At 35.6% G+C, this 20953-nt stretch carries 22 protein-coding genes; 9 read left to right on the top strand and 13 right to left on the bottom strand.

Translation table 11 applies throughout. The annotated features are described in order from the left end of the window. Position 1 precedes the first annotated feature (1 nt). The 12 genes from PXY01_RS22220 to PXY01_RS01495 form a co-directional block, all read right to left on the bottom strand. A complete protein-coding gene (locus PXY01_RS22220; protein ID WP_164744272.1) occupies positions 2–157 on the bottom strand; it encodes a hypothetical protein in 156 nt (51 codons plus the stop codon). A 67-nt stretch (positions 158–224) separates the two neighbouring features. Continuing rightward, positions 225–1418, bottom strand: a complete 1194-nt coding sequence (locus PXY01_RS01540; protein WP_127566554.1) for a PhoH family protein — start codon at positions 1416–1418, stop codon at positions 225–227. Between the two features lie 100 nt (positions 1419–1518). Further along, positions 1519–1791, bottom strand: coding sequence for a non-specific DNA-binding protein Hbs (gene hbs, locus PXY01_RS01535; RefSeq protein ID WP_127566552.1), 273 nt, complete (start codon positions 1789–1791; stop codon positions 1519–1521). Positions 1792–1907: 116 nt separating this feature from the next. Continuing rightward, positions 1908–4424 (bottom strand): RNA dependent RNA polymerase, encoded by a 2517-nt coding sequence (locus tag PXY01_RS01530; protein WP_246027758.1) that lies wholly within the window; start codon positions 4422–4424, stop codon positions 1908–1910. A gap of 254 nt (positions 4425–4678) precedes the next feature. Continuing rightward, positions 4679–4906 carry a hypothetical protein gene (locus tag PXY01_RS01525; RefSeq protein ID WP_127566548.1) on the bottom strand — a complete coding sequence of 76 codons (228 nt, stop codon included), beginning with the start codon at positions 4904–4906 and terminating at the stop codon, positions 4679–4681. Between the two features lie 167 nt (positions 4907–5073). Further along, entirely contained in the window at positions 5074–5289 is a 216-nt protein-coding gene (locus PXY01_RS01520; protein WP_127566546.1) for a hypothetical protein, read from the bottom strand. Positions 5290–5294: 5 nt separating this feature from the next. Then, positions 5295–7577: an FtsK/SpoIIIE domain-containing protein gene (locus tag PXY01_RS01515; RefSeq protein ID WP_127566544.1), complete on the bottom strand. Its 2283-nt coding sequence runs from the start codon at positions 7575–7577 to the stop codon at positions 5295–5297. 9 nt (positions 7578–7586) lie between these two features. After that, complete coding sequence (locus PXY01_RS01510; protein WP_127566542.1) at positions 7587–9020, bottom strand: TrbL/VirB6 family protein; 1434 nt, start codon at positions 9018–9020, stop codon at positions 7587–7589. A gap of 270 nt (positions 9021–9290) precedes the next feature. Continuing rightward, a complete protein-coding gene (locus tag PXY01_RS01505) occupies positions 9291–9476 on the bottom strand; it encodes a hypothetical protein (protein ID WP_127566540.1) in 186 nt (61 codons plus the stop codon). A gap of 486 nt (positions 9477–9962) precedes the next feature. Continuing rightward, entirely contained in the window at positions 9963–10103 is a 141-nt protein-coding gene (locus PXY01_RS22215) for a hypothetical protein (protein ID WP_164744271.1), read from the bottom strand. Between the two features lie 16 nt (positions 10104–10119). Next, positions 10120–11226, bottom strand: coding sequence for an FtsZ/tubulin family protein (locus tag PXY01_RS01500; protein WP_127566538.1), 1107 nt, complete (start codon positions 11224–11226; stop codon positions 10120–10122). Continuing rightward, on the bottom strand, positions 11226–11510 hold the full coding sequence (locus PXY01_RS01495; RefSeq protein WP_127566537.1) for a hypothetical protein: 285 nt from the start codon (positions 11508–11510) through the stop codon (positions 11226–11228). The genes PXY01_RS01500 and PXY01_RS01495 overlap by 1 nt, the downstream gene beginning before the upstream one ends. 477 nt (positions 11511–11987) lie before the next feature. Between PXY01_RS01495 and PXY01_RS01485 the strand changes: the two genes are divergently transcribed. The 5 genes from PXY01_RS01485 (at position 11988) to PXY01_RS01465 (ending at position 17677) form a co-directional block, all read left to right on the top strand. Further along, positions 11988–13025 (top strand): tyrosine-type recombinase/integrase, encoded by a 1038-nt coding sequence (locus PXY01_RS01485; RefSeq protein ID WP_164744270.1) that lies wholly within the window; start codon positions 11988–11990, stop codon positions 13023–13025. 73 nt (positions 13026–13098) lie between these two features. After that, complete coding sequence (locus PXY01_RS01480; protein WP_127566531.1) at positions 13099–13350, top strand: helix-turn-helix domain-containing protein; 252 nt, start codon at positions 13099–13101, stop codon at positions 13348–13350. After that, on the top strand, positions 13347–14984 hold the full coding sequence (locus tag PXY01_RS01475) for a DEAD/DEAH box helicase (protein ID WP_127566529.1): 1638 nt from the start codon (positions 13347–13349) through the stop codon (positions 14982–14984). Before PXY01_RS01480 ends, PXY01_RS01475 begins: the two co-directional genes overlap by 4 nt. Before the next feature lie 261 nt (positions 14985–15245). Beyond that, positions 15246–16217, top strand: a complete 972-nt coding sequence (locus tag PXY01_RS01470; protein WP_127566527.1) for a hypothetical protein — start codon at positions 15246–15248, stop codon at positions 16215–16217. Positions 16218–17257: 1040 nt separating this feature from the next. Continuing rightward, the gene (locus tag PXY01_RS01465; RefSeq protein WP_127566525.1) at positions 17258–17677 is read left to right on the top strand and encodes a hypothetical protein; all 420 of its coding nucleotides are present in this window, start codon (positions 17258–17260) and stop codon (positions 17675–17677) included. Positions 17678–18095: 418 nt separating this feature from the next. Here PXY01_RS01465 and PXY01_RS01460 read toward each other — a convergent pair whose 3' ends face one another. Then, a complete protein-coding gene (locus PXY01_RS01460) occupies positions 18096–18398 on the bottom strand; it encodes a hypothetical protein (protein ID WP_127566523.1) in 303 nt (100 codons plus the stop codon). A 549-nt stretch (positions 18399–18947) separates the two neighbouring features. Here PXY01_RS01460 and PXY01_RS01455 point away from each other — a divergent pair. From PXY01_RS01455 to PXY01_RS01440, 4 genes are all read left to right on the top strand, one after another. Beyond that, positions 18948–19604 (top strand): hypothetical protein, encoded by a 657-nt coding sequence (locus PXY01_RS01455; RefSeq protein ID WP_127566521.1) that lies wholly within the window; start codon positions 18948–18950, stop codon positions 19602–19604. Positions 19605–19726: 122 nt separating this feature from the next. Then, entirely contained in the window at positions 19727–19975 is a 249-nt protein-coding gene (locus PXY01_RS01450) for a hypothetical protein (RefSeq protein ID WP_127566519.1), read from the top strand. Between the two features lie 323 nt (positions 19976–20298). Then, on the top strand, positions 20299–20508 hold the full coding sequence (locus tag PXY01_RS01445; RefSeq protein ID WP_127566517.1) for a hypothetical protein: 210 nt from the start codon (positions 20299–20301) through the stop codon (positions 20506–20508). A gap of 42 nt (positions 20509–20550) precedes the next feature. Then, on the top strand, positions 20551–20919 hold the full coding sequence (locus PXY01_RS01440; protein WP_127566515.1) for a hypothetical protein: 369 nt from the start codon (positions 20551–20553) through the stop codon (positions 20917–20919). Positions 20920–20953 lie beyond the last annotated feature (34 nt).

The following is a 20953-nucleotide window of genomic DNA, read 5'->3' as shown; positions in this document are numbered from 1 at the left end:
ATCACTCCCCGTTAGAAGGTGCTCCAACATACTTCTCTTTTGGACTCACCAGAATTTTGTCGCCTTCAATTGTCAGGCTAATACTGATTGCATTAGGATAGAGATCGTAAAGATCATCTTTGATTTTATTGAGTTCTTTTTTCTTATTATCAGCCATGCAAAATTTCTCCCTTAGAATATTTTGACGCAACAAAAAAGACAGGAGAAAATCCTGTCTGAATGGATTAAATTAATTCTGACAAAGAAGCGGTTTTACTTCTTTCTGTCTTATCAAGCGTAACTTGACCGTAAAGATCGTTCCCTTGTAGTTTTGTCATCGCTCGGATACCACTATTTATTGCAAACACTTCTCTATCTGTTTGCTTGAGATCACCATTAATCCAGAGTTGCGAATTCTCGCCAACTCGACCCAATAACAGACGTGCGTGTTCAGAAGAATTATTTTGGAACTCAGTGACATAGATGATTGCATTCTTTATATCGCGCCCACGAATACGAGAGAGATCTTGCAATTCGACTTGTCCTTTTTCAACCATGAGACGAAGCATCTCAACTCCCCCAACTGCATCGGCAAGAGGCATAGCGAACTCAACCATCTTATCGAAATTGTCACCTTTCCTGAAGCCACTCTCTGGAGCGTCACGTAAAGGTATCTGATTTCGGCAAAATACAAGTTTATCGAATTTTTGACTCTCAATATAACTTATAGCATGCGAGATCATACAATAATCTTTCCCGCTGCCAAATTTACCGAAGCAACCTTTTACTGTTATATTATCATCTTGCAACATATTAAATAGAAGTTCTTGACGCTGGTTACGTGGCTTCGAATCGCCTAAATAGCGACTTGAAACCTTTTTCCATTTTATATGAGCGTGCTCTTTCCCATTCCATCTAAATTTATCGATATAGTCTCCGTTCTTATTTTTTACAATTAAGTATTGGTTTTTAACTAGACCATATGTATTAATGTTGAGATTTTCGTACAAGTGTGACTGTTGAGAATCTGTTAATTCGACCTCTAGAACGCCTGTATAATCCTTGAATACTTCATCTCCGTCACTATATTCTACCAACTCAACACCATACATTCGAGCCTTTTGTTTTAGCAGCAAGTCTCTCGTCATTAAGGAATAGTCATTATCTAGACATGCTTGAATAATCTTATTGTCTGTGTATTCATTATCAAATCCAGAGCCAAATTGAACATTGTAGTCTCTAATATCAAATTCGAACTTATCTTCATTGTCTTCGATAAAGCGAACAGCACGACGAGAACGATACTTTAGGTCTCCGTCGCCATAAATCTTATGCTTATCCAATTCTCTGTTGACATGAGATAGTAGTACATATGTATATTCTTCTTTAATTTCAAATCCATCTATCAAGCAATTTGTATCAACGAGAACTTTTTTCATAAGTAAGCGTCATTACCTTTCAAGGTAGGATGGGGGAGAACGCGAGACACGTCCTCCATTTTTATCTATGTATGAAAAAGAGGGGTTTTAATATATGTATTTATTTAACTTTTTCTTTTAACGATTTGCTTGCTTTAAATGCAGGTGATTTACTTGCAGGAATCTCAATTTCTTCGTTCGTCTGCGGGTTGCGTCCCTTACGCGCTGCACGTTCGCGAACTTCAAAATTACCGAACCCTACTAGCCTTACATCTTCGCCAGATGCAAGTGCATCACTAATCACTTCAAGTACAGCGTCAAGTACTTTAGTAGTATCCTTCTTGGATAACTCAGAAATCTCTGCCGCTTTATTGATCAAATCAGTTTTATTCATTTTTCATTTCTCCCTTTAGATTATTATTAGGGAAGTAAAATTCTCTTCACTTTGTACATCAGATTATTACTCCCTTAAATACCATTATTAAATATTTTGTTATTATAAAAATCCCTTTAACTATGCGGTTTTGACACGATAGGGTGGAACGCTGAGTTTTTATTTATTATTTTCTGTTTAAATTTCTTTTTTCTTTTTCTAGCGTTTATTATATTTATTTTATGTTGACATATGTCACATCTGGATTGACGCTGCTTAACTACTTTGACTCGCACTCCACAATCTTGACAAAGGATATAACCATCACTAAGTTTATTTTCAATGTTGTTTTTTATGTTTTGAACAATGATATCGCCAAAACTTGACCACAACGTAGTCTTATAGCTACTTTTCTTATGTATGTACAAATATTTAACTAACACATCAGTCACTTTAATCGGATCATTGCATACTTCCAAGAGTTTGTTCCGAATATCTGTGTAAATATACAGAGAATCACTAGAAGTTTCATCTTCATTCTTTGGTTCCATTGACATAAATCTCTTTTTAAGATCTAGTTCAGTATACTTTTCAATAATATCTTGTTGTAGTTCTGTATCAAGATTATGCATAAGTACAATAGGATTGAATTTGCCTAAATTCTTAGCTGTAAAGTTCAATCTTGGGTTAGGGATAATATTTCCTAGTCGATTGACTACGCTATTATTAATTGGTTCAACGTCTTTCAGCTTTTTATCCTTTGCATAGATAAAGAAATGAGGTGTCTTTTGTTTTGTGTAGGATGTAATTGTTTTCTTCTTTTCTTCTGGTCTCGTTGGCCTGTATAACGTTTTTGCGTAATCGATAACAAAATTGTTTTCCGCGCATAGCCACTTGATAACTTCTAAATCAATGTTATTGCTATTCCATATCTTTGTAATGTCATTACTAATCTCGCCAATATTTCCACCTGTGTAAGCAGCCTTCAGTCCATTATATATTGCACGATTGTCGATTATATTGGCTTTAGCAGCAGCCATGCTGTAATAGAGTGGGACAATCCCTTCCATATGAGACTTCGCGGACTTTACTAATACCTCGTCGGCGCACACAAGGCTCTTGTCGCCATCTACATCGAACTGCAATATCTTGCTGATCGCATCATGACAACTTGTATATAAACCTTTGGTGATAAACCATCGTCTTCTCTCCTTATTTATAACATTTATTCTAATTGCATGTTCTCTGTATAAATGTGGGCTACGAAGACAGTCAAGTTCGATACCATCTGAGTACAGATTACAATAAACTTCCCCGTCTCTTAATAACCCTCTTGGATTCTTATCGCCCTTTATAAGATATTCGCAGAAAGCGTACAGATCAGGACAGATAAACGTGTATTTACCATTGATGAAAAGTTTTCCTTCTTTGCTGTGCTTTACAATACTCTTCTTTACTTGTTTTAAGATTTCTTTTGAATATGTATCAGATAGAAGTTCTGGGTAAATTTCTAGCGCTTGCTGATAAAAGTTTTTATTTTCATTTGCTTTCCTTACGCCGAGTACCTTAAGCATTGTTTCTCGGTCTGAACCAATTTTCTTAATTGTTTCTTGAGTTGTTAAAGATAAAGATAATAATTCCTCATCAGTCATATTATTTAAAGTTTGCAACATTTGATAATTTATTTTAGCATCATCAATTATATCTTCTTCTTCGTTACATTTTCCAGCTTGACATTTGTGTTTGATGAAAAGATCTTGATATTCGCTCCATGATGAATAATACTTCGACATTTTGAACTGACTCCTTGTGAAGATAATCTGAATACCGTCTTTCAGAATATCCCACTCTTTACCATATATATCTTTTACTAACCCATATTTTTGAGATGACCCTCTATTCGCTTCACGAATAAATTTGTCAAAAGGAAATGGGACAAGTAAGCCTTTTACCCAAGGAAGTCTAATCATCATACTTTTTCTACTTATTCTAGGCAAGATCATTCCGCATCCATCTGTATGATTTATTGGAACATCCATAACTTTTCTAGTTACACTGTATGTCTTTTCATCCACATGATCTACAAGTGTCTGGACGATTGTTTCCATGTCGTCTACTACAATGGTTTTTGTGATATCGAAATCCTTCCATTCATCAGTAGCAGAGTTGCAAAGTGCAAGATAAGCAAGATATTTATTAACGTTTACTCCGCCTAAGTTATTTATTTTCTCAATTGTTAATCCACACATTAAAGAGTACTTATAACGATCATAGATTGATTCTTTAATAAATACTGTTTTCTTTGTACGAATCTGACCTGCGCTCGCCGTAAAACAAACATATTTTTCTTCATGCAGTGTGAAGCCATCAATAATAATATCTTCTAATACGTCGAAGAAATATGTCTGGACTATAATGATATCTGTGGATATACTATTCGGCTGAATGCCGAGCGTTCTTGTTAGAACCGAATCAAAGACTGAAATTATATTTTTTGCGGATAATTCATCTGGTCTTAGTTTTCTGATACCTTCAAAATTGCGAAATAACATATAAAACATATTTTTATATTTTTTTATTTTACGATTAACATTTGTAATATGATTATTGATTTTAAGTATGTACGAAAGAGAAGTGTGATTATCTTCCTTCAATCTCCTGAGTTTGCTTTTAAATAAATATGCTTTGGTCAAACGTTTATGTATCTTCATTTCTTCATCAGTGTAAAATGAACTTGTGTCTAAACTATAGATATGTACTTGTTTATTTAAAGCGATAACTATTCCTCCTTGCAAACTATTTTAATTTAACTGTCATATTCAACATTTAAAACTAACCTTTATACAATGAATCAAGATTACGCCAGTATTCTTTCTCCTCGGGAGAAGAATAGATTTCATCAATGATCTTATCTATGTTTCTTTTTTTCTGTTTTTGTTTTGAATGAAATGACATCATCCCAATCATCTTCTTCTATATATCTAGTATCACTTTTTAATATTCCCCAACCGATATCATTTATAGATTTTCTATTTCTACATAGTGTTTGGGTTTCCTCACAGAACATTTCATATTGGTTATCAATAAGCCCATCGTAATACACATCCTGAGCATTCATTCTTTTATATTTCCCCATTTAATCTCACCTATTTTCATAATTTTATTTTTAACCACCCTCTCTTTAAAATTCGGTAAGTTGGAGGGAGGTGGCTGTCTACCATTTACCACCAACTTACATATTTAGCATATCAACTTTCACCCTTAAAAGTCAATATAAAATATAAAAAGAGTCCTATTGGACTCTTAAAACAGAAAATCAACTAATGTATTAAAGTGGGGTTTCATCATATGAATGAGATGGAAGGGGAAGTTCGTTGGATTAATATCTACATTTGCTGCACCTAACCCTACGTTTACTGGTACGTGAACCAATTCCCAAGCATCAACAATATTCGCCTTAATATCGATTCCTTTTTCAACTACTTCTTCAATAGGAACTCCGCAGATTTTAATAATCATACAAATCACCTCAATCTTTCTAATTCACGTTTACGCTCTACGTCGTTCAACAGTAATTCATACCCTTTTGCTCTCGATTTGTGTTGTTTTATCCAGCCAATATTGATTAGTTGAGTCATTAACTTCTTCACTTTCTCGTTTCGAACACTCATTATCTTCTGTAATTCAGTTATTCTTGTTTCACCTGATTCTAATACCAATTTTTTAAATTCATTTAATTCTCGTTCATCTTTTTTCTTTCTGGAAGATTCAATATCGATCAATTCTTTATTTGGTTTAACCTTCCAATAGTAAGACATCTTATCGATAATATAATCTTGTTCTTCTTCGGTCTTAGCAATGAGCGCCCCTTGAAATCGATGCAATCCCTGTACACCTTCGAAACGATATACTCCATCACCCTTGCCAAGCAACTCAAATGGGGGAGTTTCATCCAAAGCAATTCGATAACTAAAACCACTATCACAGGCAAAGCAAATCCTTGAATAGATATTCGCTTTTATCAGACCTGTTATCACTTCCTTTTGTGGTCGTTGTGTGGCTGTAATAATGTGTATACCAGCAGCACGAGATTTCTGTGCTAGTCGAACAATATGGTTTTCAGTGTCTTCACATTGCATTATTAGATCCGCCATTTCGTCAATGACTAAGACGATGTAAGGCATTTTATTTGCCTCATTCCGATTATACTGTTGAATATTTTTATATGATTTTTCTTTAAATTTTGCATACCGTTCATCCATTTTCTCGCACAAGAAACAAAGTACCCCGTCAATGTCATTCATGTCAGTGAACACTTGTTGAACATGTGGATATTTTGCATAGGAAGCAAGTTCCACCATCTTAGGATCAATCATAAATACCTTAAGATCATTAGGGCTAACCAAGGTCAGAAGAACGGTCAACATACTATTTAGACACACACTTTTACCGGAACCGGTTGACCCTGCGATGAGTAAATGCTTAATGTTAACCAAATCTGTAAATACTACCTCACCTGTCTCACTTTGACCGATCAGGAGGGGAAGAGTGGCACTCTTAGCAAATCTCTTAAATGCTTCATCCTCAACACAATCTCTTACAAGAACAAATTCACGTTCTATCTGCGGTATGGATAATACAGCAGTGCCAGCATTGGAACCTTGAGTTATACCTATGGATGTCAGTGCTAATTCAGTCTGTATATCGTTTACTGCTCGTTGAAGTGTAGTTAATTTTAATCCTACAGGAAGGGTAAAAGTAATACGTTTTACCGTTGCTCCATGTTGAATTTTTTGGACTATTACATCTTCATCGGAAATTAAATTCAGTTTACGTAGTGCCTTGTTAATCAGACCTGCAATTTTATAATCATTTTCCCGATTTTGTTTCTCTCCACAAGGAAAGATGGTGAATGGTGATGAATTTTCCTCAGCGGATTTAGAAATTATAACAGGCGCATGTTCTACTGTAGTTAATATGGAACTTTTCGTATCCGCTAGATTCTCTGTTAAAAAGAATCCCGCGATTTCTGATGAAGAAAGATATTGTTTTTTTCTTAGTAATGAAAATCGTCGTAACCTCATGTGTTTGATGAATGATTTATCATTTTCTTTAACGAACGACCAAGAGTTGATGAAATTATGCTGTTGAAATACATCCTTAATCTTATCAAGTAAGACTTTATTTCGATTTTCGTTTTCGGCTGCTATTAATAATCTCGCTTCAAAAGAGAATATTCCTTCTGATAATTTTTGTTCAGTCTCAGGAATTCTTTCGTGTTTACGATACCCTCCTTCGATTTTATACATAATTTCAAGGATGCTTTGCTGAATAGAACGAATAAGAAAATTTGTCGTGGGATACTCAATACCATTAACATAATCCTCGTATTGTGACCAAAGCATATCAAGGACACGTTCTTGGGGAATTTTCATGAACAGCAACTGAATGACGATTTGTTCTTTGTCTGATAAGTCATTCAGATTCATCCATAAAGGACTTTCGATAGTTCGAAATGGGAAAATAGATGATTTTACACTATTGATTGAATAATAATCGTATGCCCATCCAGCAGGATCATCATTAATCTTTGTTGGATTCAGATTTAAATCTGTCTTATGTGATTCAATAAAGAAATAGGAATTCATCGAGTTCTCAGTTGCTACGACTTCAATACCTAGAATTCGATCAGCAACAATCAAGTTGTTCAGATATGATTTTACATAGTTAAATGACAGTCCCTTTAGTTCATAATAACTCATTTCAGGGATCTTTTTTCCTTTGGGAAGTAATTGATTTAGAATCATTCAGACACCTCATTTCTTAAACAAGAAACGATACCCTTTCCCAGCAATATAAGCTCCTTTGACCAGAGCATTCTCTCCGATTTCCCGAAATCCTTTAACTGAATCAATTTGTTTTTCACTGTACTCTTTTAACTGTTTGCTCATTTTGTAAAACCCTGAACCATTATCATCGAATCTTCTTATGAAATTTGGTGGAAATGCCATACAGTGAATCCCACCTAATAGAAGTAAGGATTTTGAGAATACTCCTGTCACTGTAGTAGGGTTAGGAGTGCCAAACATAAGTAACCCCAATATCGAAACAAAGACAGCATAGCCGAGTTGGGCAATTGCCGAATTCTTTATACTCCTCAGCCACATCTGATAATAACCGTGTGTGGCATCAAATAAACTAGCTCCCATTGCCAATGGCGTAAGAAGTCCAAGCATCATCAAATTGAACCATCTTCGTGCATGAAGCAAGACCATAGGTACACATAACACGACTGTAATTATGAGAAAAGCGAGCATCATAAGAACATTGATTGGTTCAAATGCAAGCGATATTGCAAAAATAGAGGCGTTGTGCGTAATCATAGTGTCCGATGACAGTTCTATAATAAGTTTTGTGAATTTGTTTAGTGTTTTTAGGCCAGTAGAAAAAAGGAACGGGGTAGATGCCGAAACTCCTAAAGCAAGCGGTAACTTCTTCAATGTGTCTGAAAATTTCGTGTGACTCATATTTAGCATTCGTTTTATTCCTTCAATCATAGCGAACACCATTATGCAGCCAACGCTGAGTATCGAATAGTTCGAAACGGCGGCAGGGAACCAGTCGTTACCAAAGATCCATTCAGGGGTGTACAATACAACTTCTGTGACGAATTTATAAATATGTGTAAATACAAACTGAACCGAATTGTGCGTGATCTGATTAAACATTGCCATAGTAAAAATCATAAAGTCCTTAAACCAATTAGGCATAAATCTTGAGACTACACCGCTGTCAACGTAATGTCGCATATATTCAAGGAAGTCAATTTTGTCATCTAATGGATCAGGAGTGAGCAACGCTTGTTGGTGCATCTGCTCGGCAATTTCTTTGACTTTTTCTTTGACGCCAAGCCACTCACTAAGAGAAGGGAAAGACGGAGTTATTTTATCAATAACTTTATCTTTAAAAGACTCATCTTTTGCTAATTTTGTTATGACTCCGTCTGGTTGAAATATCTCTTTTGCCAATCCGCTTAATGGGGCAAAGGCAAACATTGCTGGATTTATCGACGAAAGAATATTGTTATCGGGTTTATCATTGGCTGGAACGCTGGCACATTCGAGAATAGGAGAGTAAATACGCCTACTACTATTGCCACTAACACAGGAGCTGCTATAACTTGAGTAAGGCCGCGCAAGATGTCCGTAGTCCATTGATCGGCTCGATTTTTCCCGAATAACATCTTCCATCCACCTGCTATCATTAGGGTAATAATTGCTGTTGCAACTCCTAGTGTGGCAATGACCGACATTATAATGAGTAATGAATCTTTTAGTTCCTGTGGGACTGGATTTTCTGGCGATGCTAGAGCTGTTCCGCTTGTGACTAATGGTAATATTAACATTGAATTTGTTACTGTAAGAATCTTTAATAACTTTCTTGCTGTCTTCGGAAGGGCAATCACCTCCTTGTTTAGTTGGTTGAAAAAATCACTATCTAGACGTTCAATATAGAGCGTTTTATTTAACGTCGAAACGGTTGAATCTTTCGCTGTCAAAATCACTCTCATGGCGCAATCCACCCTTACCTTTTGAAGTGTAAACCTTTTTATTAAACCAATTTACTCCCGAGGCGAGACTAACTGATGAGAGTCCAGCAATAATTGCTTTAATTCCAAGTACAATCATGCCCATCGTAGTTACCATGATTAAAACACGACCTTTCGCGCAATATTATTAGAAACGATGAAGAGGTGATTTACAAATGACAATTTGGGATAATTGGAAATACGTAAAACCCAACTGGGAAATCAGTTACGAATTCTTTGAGAAAGAGATAATGAGACAATCCGGCTTGAGTGAAAGTAAGTTGAGGGAAGTTGTTGAGTTGTTTAAAGAATATAAAATTTTAACTTAAGGTAAGTGATGCTTTCGTCTTTCCCTTGTTTGCATTATTGATAACAATGAATATTGACTGAAAATTAGGGAATTGGAAAGGTAGGAAAGACGGGAATCTAACCAATTAACTCATGTTTAGGCTTCTTTTGTACGGTCTTTATTGGTTTATCGAATAGAATTTTGTAACCAATATAACTTCCAATGGCGTAATAACGGAATGCTGGACAGAAGATATATACAGTGACTATCGCCGCTGCAATAAAGATATTGCGTTTTCTCAAAACAATCCTCCTCCTATATTACCTCGTTTACTTTGGAAGTCTGATTCCTCTCTTCCATGAGTCTAATTAATTCCTTCCAACCTTCTTCAGTCAAATGAATTTCTACTCCTTGATTTTTCAGTTCGATCAGTACATTTATCATTTCGCTATTCATATTCGGCATCTCTCCTTTAGCGATTGTATTTGTTGAGAATATCACTAATCGATTGTTTCTTTGTCGGTTTGCTAGTGACGGCTTTTACCTGAGAAATCCAATCTGCCTCAAATCGATACTGCTCATTTGTGGTCAATGTAGATACTAAATTATCTTGATTGTTCTTGATTGATAATTCAATATCATTCAATCGCTCGGAACACCATGAAAGACCAGTTAATAAGGATACAATCTTTCCAGAATGCTCATGATAGTATCCCTCAAATAGATCGTGGATACCATTCTTAAATCCGCTGAACATCAGTTCATGTCTAACCGCTTCTAGTAGACTCTCTTGACCGTCAAAAATTATCGCGGCCTTTGTGACCTTCTCGTTCTGAATAGGTGTAAACGGAGATGTAACCCATGAGGAAATGACTTTAGAAGCGACCCCTTCTGGAGTTAAATCGACTCCTTGTGATAGTGATGAGATGTTCGCTTCTGAAATAGTTGCTATTCCTCTTGTATTGAGGACGGTAATTAGATCCTTGACATCAAAATTCCCATTTTTAGAGTGAAGAGATGTGTAACTTACGATTTGATTCAACAATCTAATAGATTCCCGATTTGATAATTCGTACAATTTGTTCTTGCCAACTGAAGGATTAAATTTTCGAATTTGCTGGTTATCGATAGGGAAGATTGCACAATCGATATTATTCAACTCTTCAAATGTTTTCAAGCAATTGATCTGACTTGTAGTTGCTTCGCTGCTTTCAGGCAATATGGCGAAGGCAGCAAATGTGATTTCGGGCATTAGTTGTCTTACAATGTCGAGAAGGATGGGAGAAACTCCTGAGCCAGACCCACCGCTAGAACTAAAGGCGAACACGACCACTTTGGAATTGGCGAAATAATCTTTAATAAAATTTACTGCTACTTCCCATTGATCTTGAAACAGTTTAATGGCTGAATCTCGATTTTTACCAACCCCCTCAGAACCAAGTAGTCTTAATTTATGTTTTACTTCAACTGCATCGAGATCCTTTTGTGAAAAGTTAATGGCTCCGCTTGATATCCCCATGCTATGAGCTTCCGCAGCAATATTCGAACCTGCCTGACCTAATCCAACTACGCTCAACATTAAGCCCCAACTCCTTCAATAGATTCCGATAGTGCTGACACGCCGTAATTCGTGATATAGATAGCGTTCCTCTTTTGAATAGTCACAATGTCAACAAAACGGTTTGCGACAAGACGATAAACAATTCGACGATAAGTTCCTTCTGACATTTGGATTGCTTTCTGTACATCATTGCTCTTGATCGCTTTGAATGACGTAGTTGAATCATTGTCTAAAAGATATCCCATGACGCGCAAATCATCAATTGTAAGGCATCTAACTACGTCTCGGAAATAATCATTCATTCACTTGCACCTCCTTTGAAGATAATGGATGTGTGTAAAAGATACTGTTTGGTCTTGCATGATATAGCATATCTCGACATGCTTGGTCATTATGCACACAGTTTTTTATATGGCGTGTATAATTTTTCAGAGTTTTGTCCATCCTTATCGTATAAAGATAGGAGGGACAAGATATGAGTGCTTACGACTATAAAGAAAGAACTAAGTTTGGTCGGTGGTGTGATTCTAAAGGGATTAAACAAAGCGAGTTACCAGTGCATCGGAATACGGCTTCAAGGCTGTTTAACGATGAGGATTATGAACCATATGAGAGCACGATTGTTGTAGTAATTAGCTTCTTGAGGAACAGAGGGTACGATGTAAGGATATCCGACTTCTGGTGAGAAAAAGGTTTAAATATAAAATATGGTATTGACAATTTATTCCCATCGAATATATGATATAATTATCAATCGATGGGAATAGGAGATGATTATAATGAACACTAACCTCGCTAAAGTACGGGATATTGGGATAAACAATGTTGAATCCGATATTATGACTATTCTCGATACGTACGAATCAAAACGAACAAAAGTCGAATATTTAAAAAGTATCGAAGAGTTTTTTATGTACTTTCACGGAAAGGCACTAAATCAACTCACGAAAGCAGATATTGAAACTGTAAACAATGAGAAACTAAATTTAAAACACGCAGAGAAATATCAGAATTATCTTAAAGGAAGATGTAAGCCAAGTACGGTCAATAAGAAGATGTACGCAATTAAGGCGATTTATGAACGTCTACAAGGTTACGGGTATGATATTAATTCAATGGCTTTTAAAGTAACTCCGTTAAAAGTAAAACACAACAAATATGGAATACTAGATGTCGAACAAATGAAACAAATGGCCGAATTAGCCTTAGGGGAAAAATATTATCCGGAAAAAAAACGAGCATTTATTCTGTTGGCTGCTGTGACAAGTATTCGTGTAAATGCATTATTGTCAATAACAAAAGCAGACATTAGATTTAGCAGGAAACCAGGTCTATATATTGTTCGCACCATTGATAAAGATGGAGAATTAGTTGAAGCTCCATTCGAAAAAGAATTGTATGATATATTAATGCAATTTGTTGTAGATAAGGATGAAAGAATATTTGAAGGGCTTACCGCAGACAGCGTGTTGGACTGTGTGAAGCGACTGGCACAGAAAATGGGCATACCTGATAGCGAACATATTACGACACACTCACTTAGGAAAACTGCTCCTGTGTTTGAGCTTAATGAGTCTGGATCACTCGATAGAGCACAGAAACAGACAAGACATAAGTCTCTTCAAGTCTTGAAGGATCATTATACAGACAATACACCTAATTATGCTAACCTTGCAGGTATTCGTATGATGAAGAAACTTGATGAATCTGTGCTAGAGTTGGTAAGTAAAGAAGAAGCGTTAAAGATGTTGAAGGAATTGAACATCTCGGCGTATAATCAGTTAGTTCGGCATATTCAAGAGATAATTGGATTGTAATTAAGTGAAAAACTAAATTTAAAATGTATTGACTTTAAAAAATGAAATTTGCTATATTGAGGATGCAGGTTTGATGACTGCATCTTTTTATATTTTGTTTATCATAAATATTACAAGAAAGGTTGATCAAGTAGTGCTTAAGGGAAGAGAATTGATGATTATGAGGATCAAAAAGAAAATAAAAGGACAGGATTTGGCCAAAATATTAGAAGTGTCACAAAGTTATATATCAAAATTAGAAAATGAGAAACAAGAGATACCAATACATATCTATAAGAAGTGGGTGTCGATATTAGATGGGAAAGACGAGGAGTTGATTAATTGAAACTAAGAGATTACCAGGAAGAATGTTTAAGAGAAATTAAGAGAATGAAAGAGTGTCAAAAGTCATTAGTAGTTTGTGCTACAGGTGGAGGCAAGACAGTCATCTTTTCAAAGTTGGCAGCAGAAACTAAAGGTAGAGTGTTAATTGCTGTTCCAAGTACTGAATTACGCGAACAGGCAGAAGAAAAGTTACAAATGATTGATAGTGAATTGGATATTGGATCAGTTCAAGGCAAGATTGATAATATTGATGCTAAAATTGTAGTTGCTACACGTCAATCATTAACACATCCAAAAAGCGATAGACTTAAACGTATGTTAAAACATGGGGATTTTGAATATCTGATAGTGGACGAAGCTCATCAAGCGCCCAAACAAATAGATAAAATATTAAAAAATATAAATAAAAATATAAAGACAATTGGATTTACTGCAACGCCGTATACAAGAGAATGTATTGCAGTTTTTGGTCAACCTGTATTCCGACGATCTATCGTGGATATGATAGAGTCAGAGTATCTAGTTGAGCCTTACGCAATCTTAGTTCAGTCCAAAACTAATATCAGCCATGTTAAGACGACAAACGGTGATTTTTCTCAAGGAGAGTTAGAGGAGGCGGTAAACAATGCGGAGCGCAATCAATTGATCATTGAGTCATACAAGAAATTTGCACAAGAACGAACTTTAACATTAGTATTTGCTGCTGGCTGCGATCACGGTAAAGAGCTTCTCAAGGAATTCATTGCCGAAGGAATTGCTGCTGAATATGTGGATGGCAATACATCTAAAGAAGAGCGTAAAACAATTATACATAGATTTAAAAGTAAAAAAACAAAAGTATTGATAAACGTCATGGCGTTAACGACTGGATTCGATGTTCCAGAAACAGATACAATCGTAATTTGCAGGCCGACAAAAAGCCGTATTCTGTATGAGCAGATAATTGGGCGAGGGCTAAGATTGGCTGAGAATAAAAAGGATTGCTTAATTATTGACATTCAAGATATCACCAAGAAGCACGACCTGATGTCTATATCAGACCTATTCGAAACTAAAATGAAAAGCGGTGAAACTTATAGACAAGCAAAGAAACGGAATGAAGATGAGAAGAAAGCAGAGAAAATTAGAAGAAAGCAACTTGAACAAAAACGGCTTGAAGAAGAAATTCGCAAGAAACAAGAGATGGAGTTGGTGGCACAAAGAATTAAATTATTCAATAAAGACATGAAATCAAGAGTAGAAGAAGCTAATCTGGATTGGTTTAGAGTGAATAACCTCACATATGCATTGTCGATGGGATCTAATGCTCATTATGTTATAGAAAACAAGGACAATACTTTTGTCATGTACTATGTATTAACGGATAAAGAAAATCGCTCTGTGCAAGAGAAACATTCATTAGATTCAATGAAGGATATGATTGCATACGTAGAAAAATTTGCTTCAAGAAATACATATACAATTAGGAATTCGGAATGGAAACTTCAGCGAGCAACAGAAGCTCAGAGAAAATTTGTGCCGCATGCTAAGACTAAATGGGAAGTACACAAGATATTCGCAGCCAATACAATTAACTCAACACTAAATAAATATCATAAGGACAAAATAAAGAACGATGCTAATGAAACAACATAAAGAAAAACTAATAAATTACCCTAGGGTAAAATGTTACTGTTAAACTATAATAAATTACCCTACCTAGGGAAAAATATTAATGTTTAACATAAACAAATTACCCTAGGTAGGGTAAAACGTTACTGTTAAACTATAATGAATTGCCCTGTATATACAGTACATACATATATACAGTAATAACATATATACAGTACATACATAGGGAAGGGGATAAAATTGGTGAGATTGGATTGAGGATGAGAAAAATGAGGTGGTGTATGTTTGAACAGTAAAAATGAAAATGTAATATTCGTTTACGATGTATTTACTGATATATACATAAATCAGAAACTAGAGTTATCTCCAAATGAAATGTATTTGTATTGTTTCCTTCATAGGTATAAGAATTATGACAATAAGATTGAAATAAATGTAGATATGATACATCACAACACAAAATTGAAATACTATCCTTCTGTTGAGAGCAAGAATAGGCTTATCATTAAACAGTGTATTTTATCTTTAATTAAACGCGGTATTATAGCTGCCGATATAGATGAGATTCTACTTATGTCTAAAAAGGGAAACACACTCCCCCTCAATATTACTTTTGTTGATGTTCCTGAGTATAAGGGATTTTATAAATTGACATATGATGAGTTTGATAATGCTATTAATATTAATTATCTATTTATACATATTGCCGTTTCGAGATTTAACAATGTTAATGTGCAAGGTAATAGAATATCTGGACGCTGGATTAGTGAAAGTGAGTTCGGTTATTTGCTAGGTGTCTCCAAAAAGACTTTTCGATCATATGCAAATGATATGATTCAAAAGGGAATGTTGTATAAGTTATCAGGTGAGAGGCGTGGCGGTGTAGAACAAGACAAGAATATATATAGGACAATTCCATTTGAAACCGTACAGAGTAAGAAACAAAAAGTGAAAGATAAACAATATCCAAAAGATCATATAATCAATACAGTTGTAGCTGAAGATTATTGGTGGGAGATTAGGGATCAGTTCCTAGCGTCATCTTGGGGAAAGAAAGTAGATGGCGAATGGGCAGAAGTTAACCAGTATGACTATGAATTGTTTAGGGTGTGTGAAGACTATGCAATCTGCATGGATAAAGTGACAAAGTGCAAAGATGTGATAGATAAATTGAAATTGAGTGCGAGATACGATGGACGGTTTGAGCGATATGAGGAAGAATATTTAAGACAGAAGAAGGAATTGGGAGCAGTTTGATGGCTGCTTCTTTTTTGATGTTCAGATCTGCAATCGAGAGGTAATTTTACTACAATCGGTGAGTCGATAAATTGAGTTAAATAATAATAGGTAAAAATGTAGAAATTATAAGGGTTTTTAAGGATTGTATATTGTAAGGTGTAGGTAAAAAATTGAGGTTATATCGATAAAATGTAGATAAATAAAGGGAAATATGAGTAGGTGGGATGCGAAATGGGGGAATTACCAGTTGGGACGGAAGATTAAAATATTGATAAGATAAAGGTTTTTACGATTGAAAGTACGATAGCGAGAAGGTGGTTGAATATACATTTATGGAAAAAGCTGTATATTAGTGGTTTAACGAGTTGTGATAGAAATTTTCTATCGGTTCGATAAATAAGTCGAGTGTGTGAGTTGAACCGTTGGTCGGCATACACTTACTTTTAGTAAGCGAAATAATGTAAACATACCCCCGTCCCTTGATACACAAGGCTTTTGAGCTATCCCGTCGAATAGTCATTCGTTGGGAATGATAGCATAAACATATATTTGGTGAAATGTCAATAAGAACAGTGTACGAACAAAAAAATTTAGAAATTGGGGAAAAGTCTTGACATTCTCAACGAATTGTGATTTATTTTTGTTTCATCTAGTGAAACTATCGGCCTTGTAACATGAAGCCGTCGGGTTAACAGTTCAATAAACAATTCTTATTGGTCGCGACTATTATTGATAAGAAACCTATATCACATATATTAAATCTAAAATATAAAAGATGCCTAAACATACTTCACAAATCTCCTCAAAAATGTTATAATTAGTGTAACGACAATCGAATAGAAGAGATGACAAATGATTACTAAAATTTCCGTTGTTGCATCATCTCTACTGTGGTCAACTGCGGAATAGTAGTACGTCGTACCCTCATTATGAGTAAACGTTGCGGTAACTATCTTATATCAAGAAGAGATCGCAAAGGAATTGTTAGTTATGGCAGCATAATGGGTAAATCGCAACAATGCAATCAAATTAACCGAGTAGTTAGGAGGAGTTATGGTATGAACATCCATGAAATGTACGATCTTGTTAAGCAAATTAGGGACAAGCACGAAGATGAGTACCGCTATATCGGTATCCGATTCGAGGACAAAACTCGTGAGATCGGCGAAGAGTGCGAATGGTCGAAACATAACCCAGACCGCGAAGATGAGAGAGAGTTTCCGGTATTCGGATCCGAGGAATATGACGATTTACCAGAACTAAACGGTACTAGCGCATGGGGTCTCGAAACACTTACAGATCATCACTATCCCGGATTTGGTCGAGCAAGTAGCGCAGATTTAGATCGAGAGTGCTCCCGATATTTTGACACTTATCATTGCTATATCGTTGCTGGTAATCAACAAGGGCGCCATGACGAACCAGACGAAGAGGAAATCCTAATTAAAGATGCTGTAGTGATTGCAAAAATATTTTAATACCAATAAGCCGCAGATAGCGGATGAGGGTGAGAGGATGACATTGATATGTATCAAGGTTTAGTAATTGATCAGCTCAAATCGTTGGAAACAAGAAAAACTAGATTATACACGACGTATCAAGAGGCACACAAAGCGGCTGAAAAACTGTGCAAGCGTACATATGGAGATAGAGGAGGTATAGACGTAATCATAATCGATAGTAAAAAGAGATACGACAATCGGCTCCAAAAAAACAAGAGAGATGATTAAGGAGTGTCAAAGACATTACTATCTAACAGCTGCTAAGACTAAAAAGACCAAAGGGATGCTCGTAAATGAGCGTCCATTTGTTTTATATATCAAAAGATTAATTTTTAAAAAAGGGTATTCGGATTTTATGGTTGAAATCGACGAATCAATTTCCAGATGATATTAATCAATCGTAGACGATTACTTCCTTGTCGCCGTTCGTCCAACCATCTTCATAATCCACCGTTCCTTGCTCGACCATCTGAGCGTGGTCTGCCACCTCGCTCCAATTCATGTCGTTTTCAGCCCAATCAATAAGGGATTCATCCGACTCATGCATCGCCAAATGGATGCACTCTTCGATATTATCAACGCCTTCATATTCGTGATTTTCACCCTTGTTTGTGGCTATCACAGACATTGGTATTTCCCATTTGGATCCGTCAGGCATAGTTACTCGCAGATATTTGTGATCCAATTGATTTGTCATTTAAAAAACCTCCATTTCTTCGATAACTTATTCTGGAAATAATGGATTTTGGCAGTTTCGTTTCAACTCAATAATCCGAATAGCCTAAAAAAAATGCTTGCTTTTGCATATGCGAAGTGCTATTATAGAATTAACAACAGGAGATCACAGCATTGCATACAGTCCATGGTAGCCGATGTCGATATACAAACTAACTTAAATATAATAATGGAGGAGAGACTATGTTAATCGCAATTATATCAAATGTTATTGTAACTTGTGCAATATTAGTAATCAAAAACATGTCTCAATCAAAAACGGATCTGGTACAAGATGAATGGGATATTGAAGTGTAAAATAAATAAAGGACGTATTTATGAAAATAAAAAAAGTGTAATATAAATATAAAACTATATTACATGAGCCATTATAGTAATGCATAGATAATGATTAACAGTCGTTACGACGACTATAAAAACTCATTTAACCGTAAGAGTTGCAGGCCAATATATAAGGATTGCAAGTTGATTGCAAGTTAAGTTATAATCTGCCTAAAGGAGGCATATTACAATGGCTAAAGCTGTAGCCTACTGTACTTGTGCAACATGTGAAAATGAATTTTGTAAAGAAACAACAAAAAACAACCGTAAAGAAGCTGATTTATGGGTTGAATGGGCTGAAGCAAATTACAATCAATGTCCTGCATGCTACGGCAAAGAGCAGCGCGAAAAGGAGCTTGCATCTCCACCAGTCCTAACCGTGTCACTCCTACCGTATAACACTAAACATCCTATCTTATTGTCATGGTCTGGTAATACAATAGATGTTAAGGATCAAATTAAATCACTTGGCTACAAATGGGACGATGTCCCATCAAACGGAATTTTCGGCGCATTAAGTACAAAACGTCCACAAAAATCATGGTATATGCTCACAAGTCTCGAAGAGTTAAAGTCTAAATTAAACGATGCAAAGTCAATAACAGGTGTTACAATAAAAAACAATGTATCACAAGCCGATCTAATCACTTATCAAGTATACGTTAAGAATACAGAGAGTAAGGCGGCTGAAATGAAACAAGAAGTCGAAACACTTGGCGAACAACCGAAAAAGCCTGAATGCTATCCTGTAGGACGTTGGAATGGTCGTATTTACGGCAAATCTGGGGTATATCGGATACGATTAAGCAAAAATATATTTAACAGGACAATATTACTATTACAATAACAGCCAATAGGCAGTCGATGCTGATATAAAATAAAATAAGGAGTGATTACATAAATGAAAACAACAAATCCTTTTATCAACAATTTGAAGTCGCTATAAACGGCAAACAGTATCATATTGAAATGAAATACGATGTTGAACGTGCGAGAAGATTTTATACAGGTAATATAAAAATTTATTCATGCAGAGCATTTGAAGTTGTACCAGAAAAGGATTTATTAATTCCGTTGAAACGTTTTGATATCATTTTAGACCGTAAAGAAAATACTTATGGTGCATGGACTGGTGACATCATTAGAGATGATGACAGAATCATTAGAGAAACGATTGCGAATTTGTTTAACAATGAACAATTGAAATTAGCAATCTAGAAAGGAACCTATAACACATGCCTAACCTTAACACGGCCAAAATACGTCAAGCACTCGATGCAGCAGACTACACCGACTATGAACCAACCTTCGATAACCTTGTATCATGTTTCTCCGATGTCGCCATGCTCTATAACTCCGATTTACTAGAATTCCGCGAAGGCATAGCAAACGGATCAATCACGGCTGATATGATGTGTGAGTATCTGATTCGTGAGAGTTAAAAATAAATTATCTAATATTCGTAAAAAAAGAAGGATTTTCTTTGCGAATGGCGAATATATATATATATATAGTAAAAAGAAAATAGGAGTTGATACATAGTGACAGAACAAAAGAAAGTACTCAAAGCGTTAATTAAAGAAAAAGGAGAACGAGAAGCATTTAAAAGCATTATGCAGTCGTCTATGAAAGCTTATCAAGGTAAGTACCCAACAATGAATATTGACACGCTTACGGAGCAAGCTTGGAGGTTTACAATTGAATTCTACAAAGATATGAAAGTTAAACTTCCAGAAGGTATTACATCTTGAAATAACACTTTCATACCCCTAAATTCGAGAAGGATGATAATTATGTTGAAAGATAAGATTATCGACAGAGCAGTGGCCATCATGTTCCAATCTTACAATACAGTACTACCAGAGCAAGCATTCTGCGTGGCAATTGGTGAAGCTGAAGTTAAATTCGATACGGATCTAGACTATAAATATACTTCTGAAATTGAAACTCAATTGATGATTAGGTTGGATAAGGTTACGATGGGCGTTGATAATATAGGCGAGATAATCGGCTTCGACGGCAAATATCCTGTAGTGGATTGGAAAATTGAAGGCGAAAAACCGATGACGGTAAAAGTGCTAAATGAAGAGCGTTGCACTAGAGAGAAAAAAGCATTATTCATATGGGACATAGAAAATAGAAAGCAATTGTATGTAATTTGATATAGCACAAGATCGTATGTAGCGAGCGAATATT

Origin of the sequence: Paenibacillus xylaniclasticus (assembly GCF_004001065.1) — a bacterium.
GTDB lineage: Bacteria > Bacillota > Bacilli > Paenibacillales > Paenibacillaceae > Paenibacillus_T > Paenibacillus_T xylaniclasticus.
Note: the sequence above shows the minus strand (reverse complement) of the source record. Positions and strands in the feature narration are given on the sequence as shown.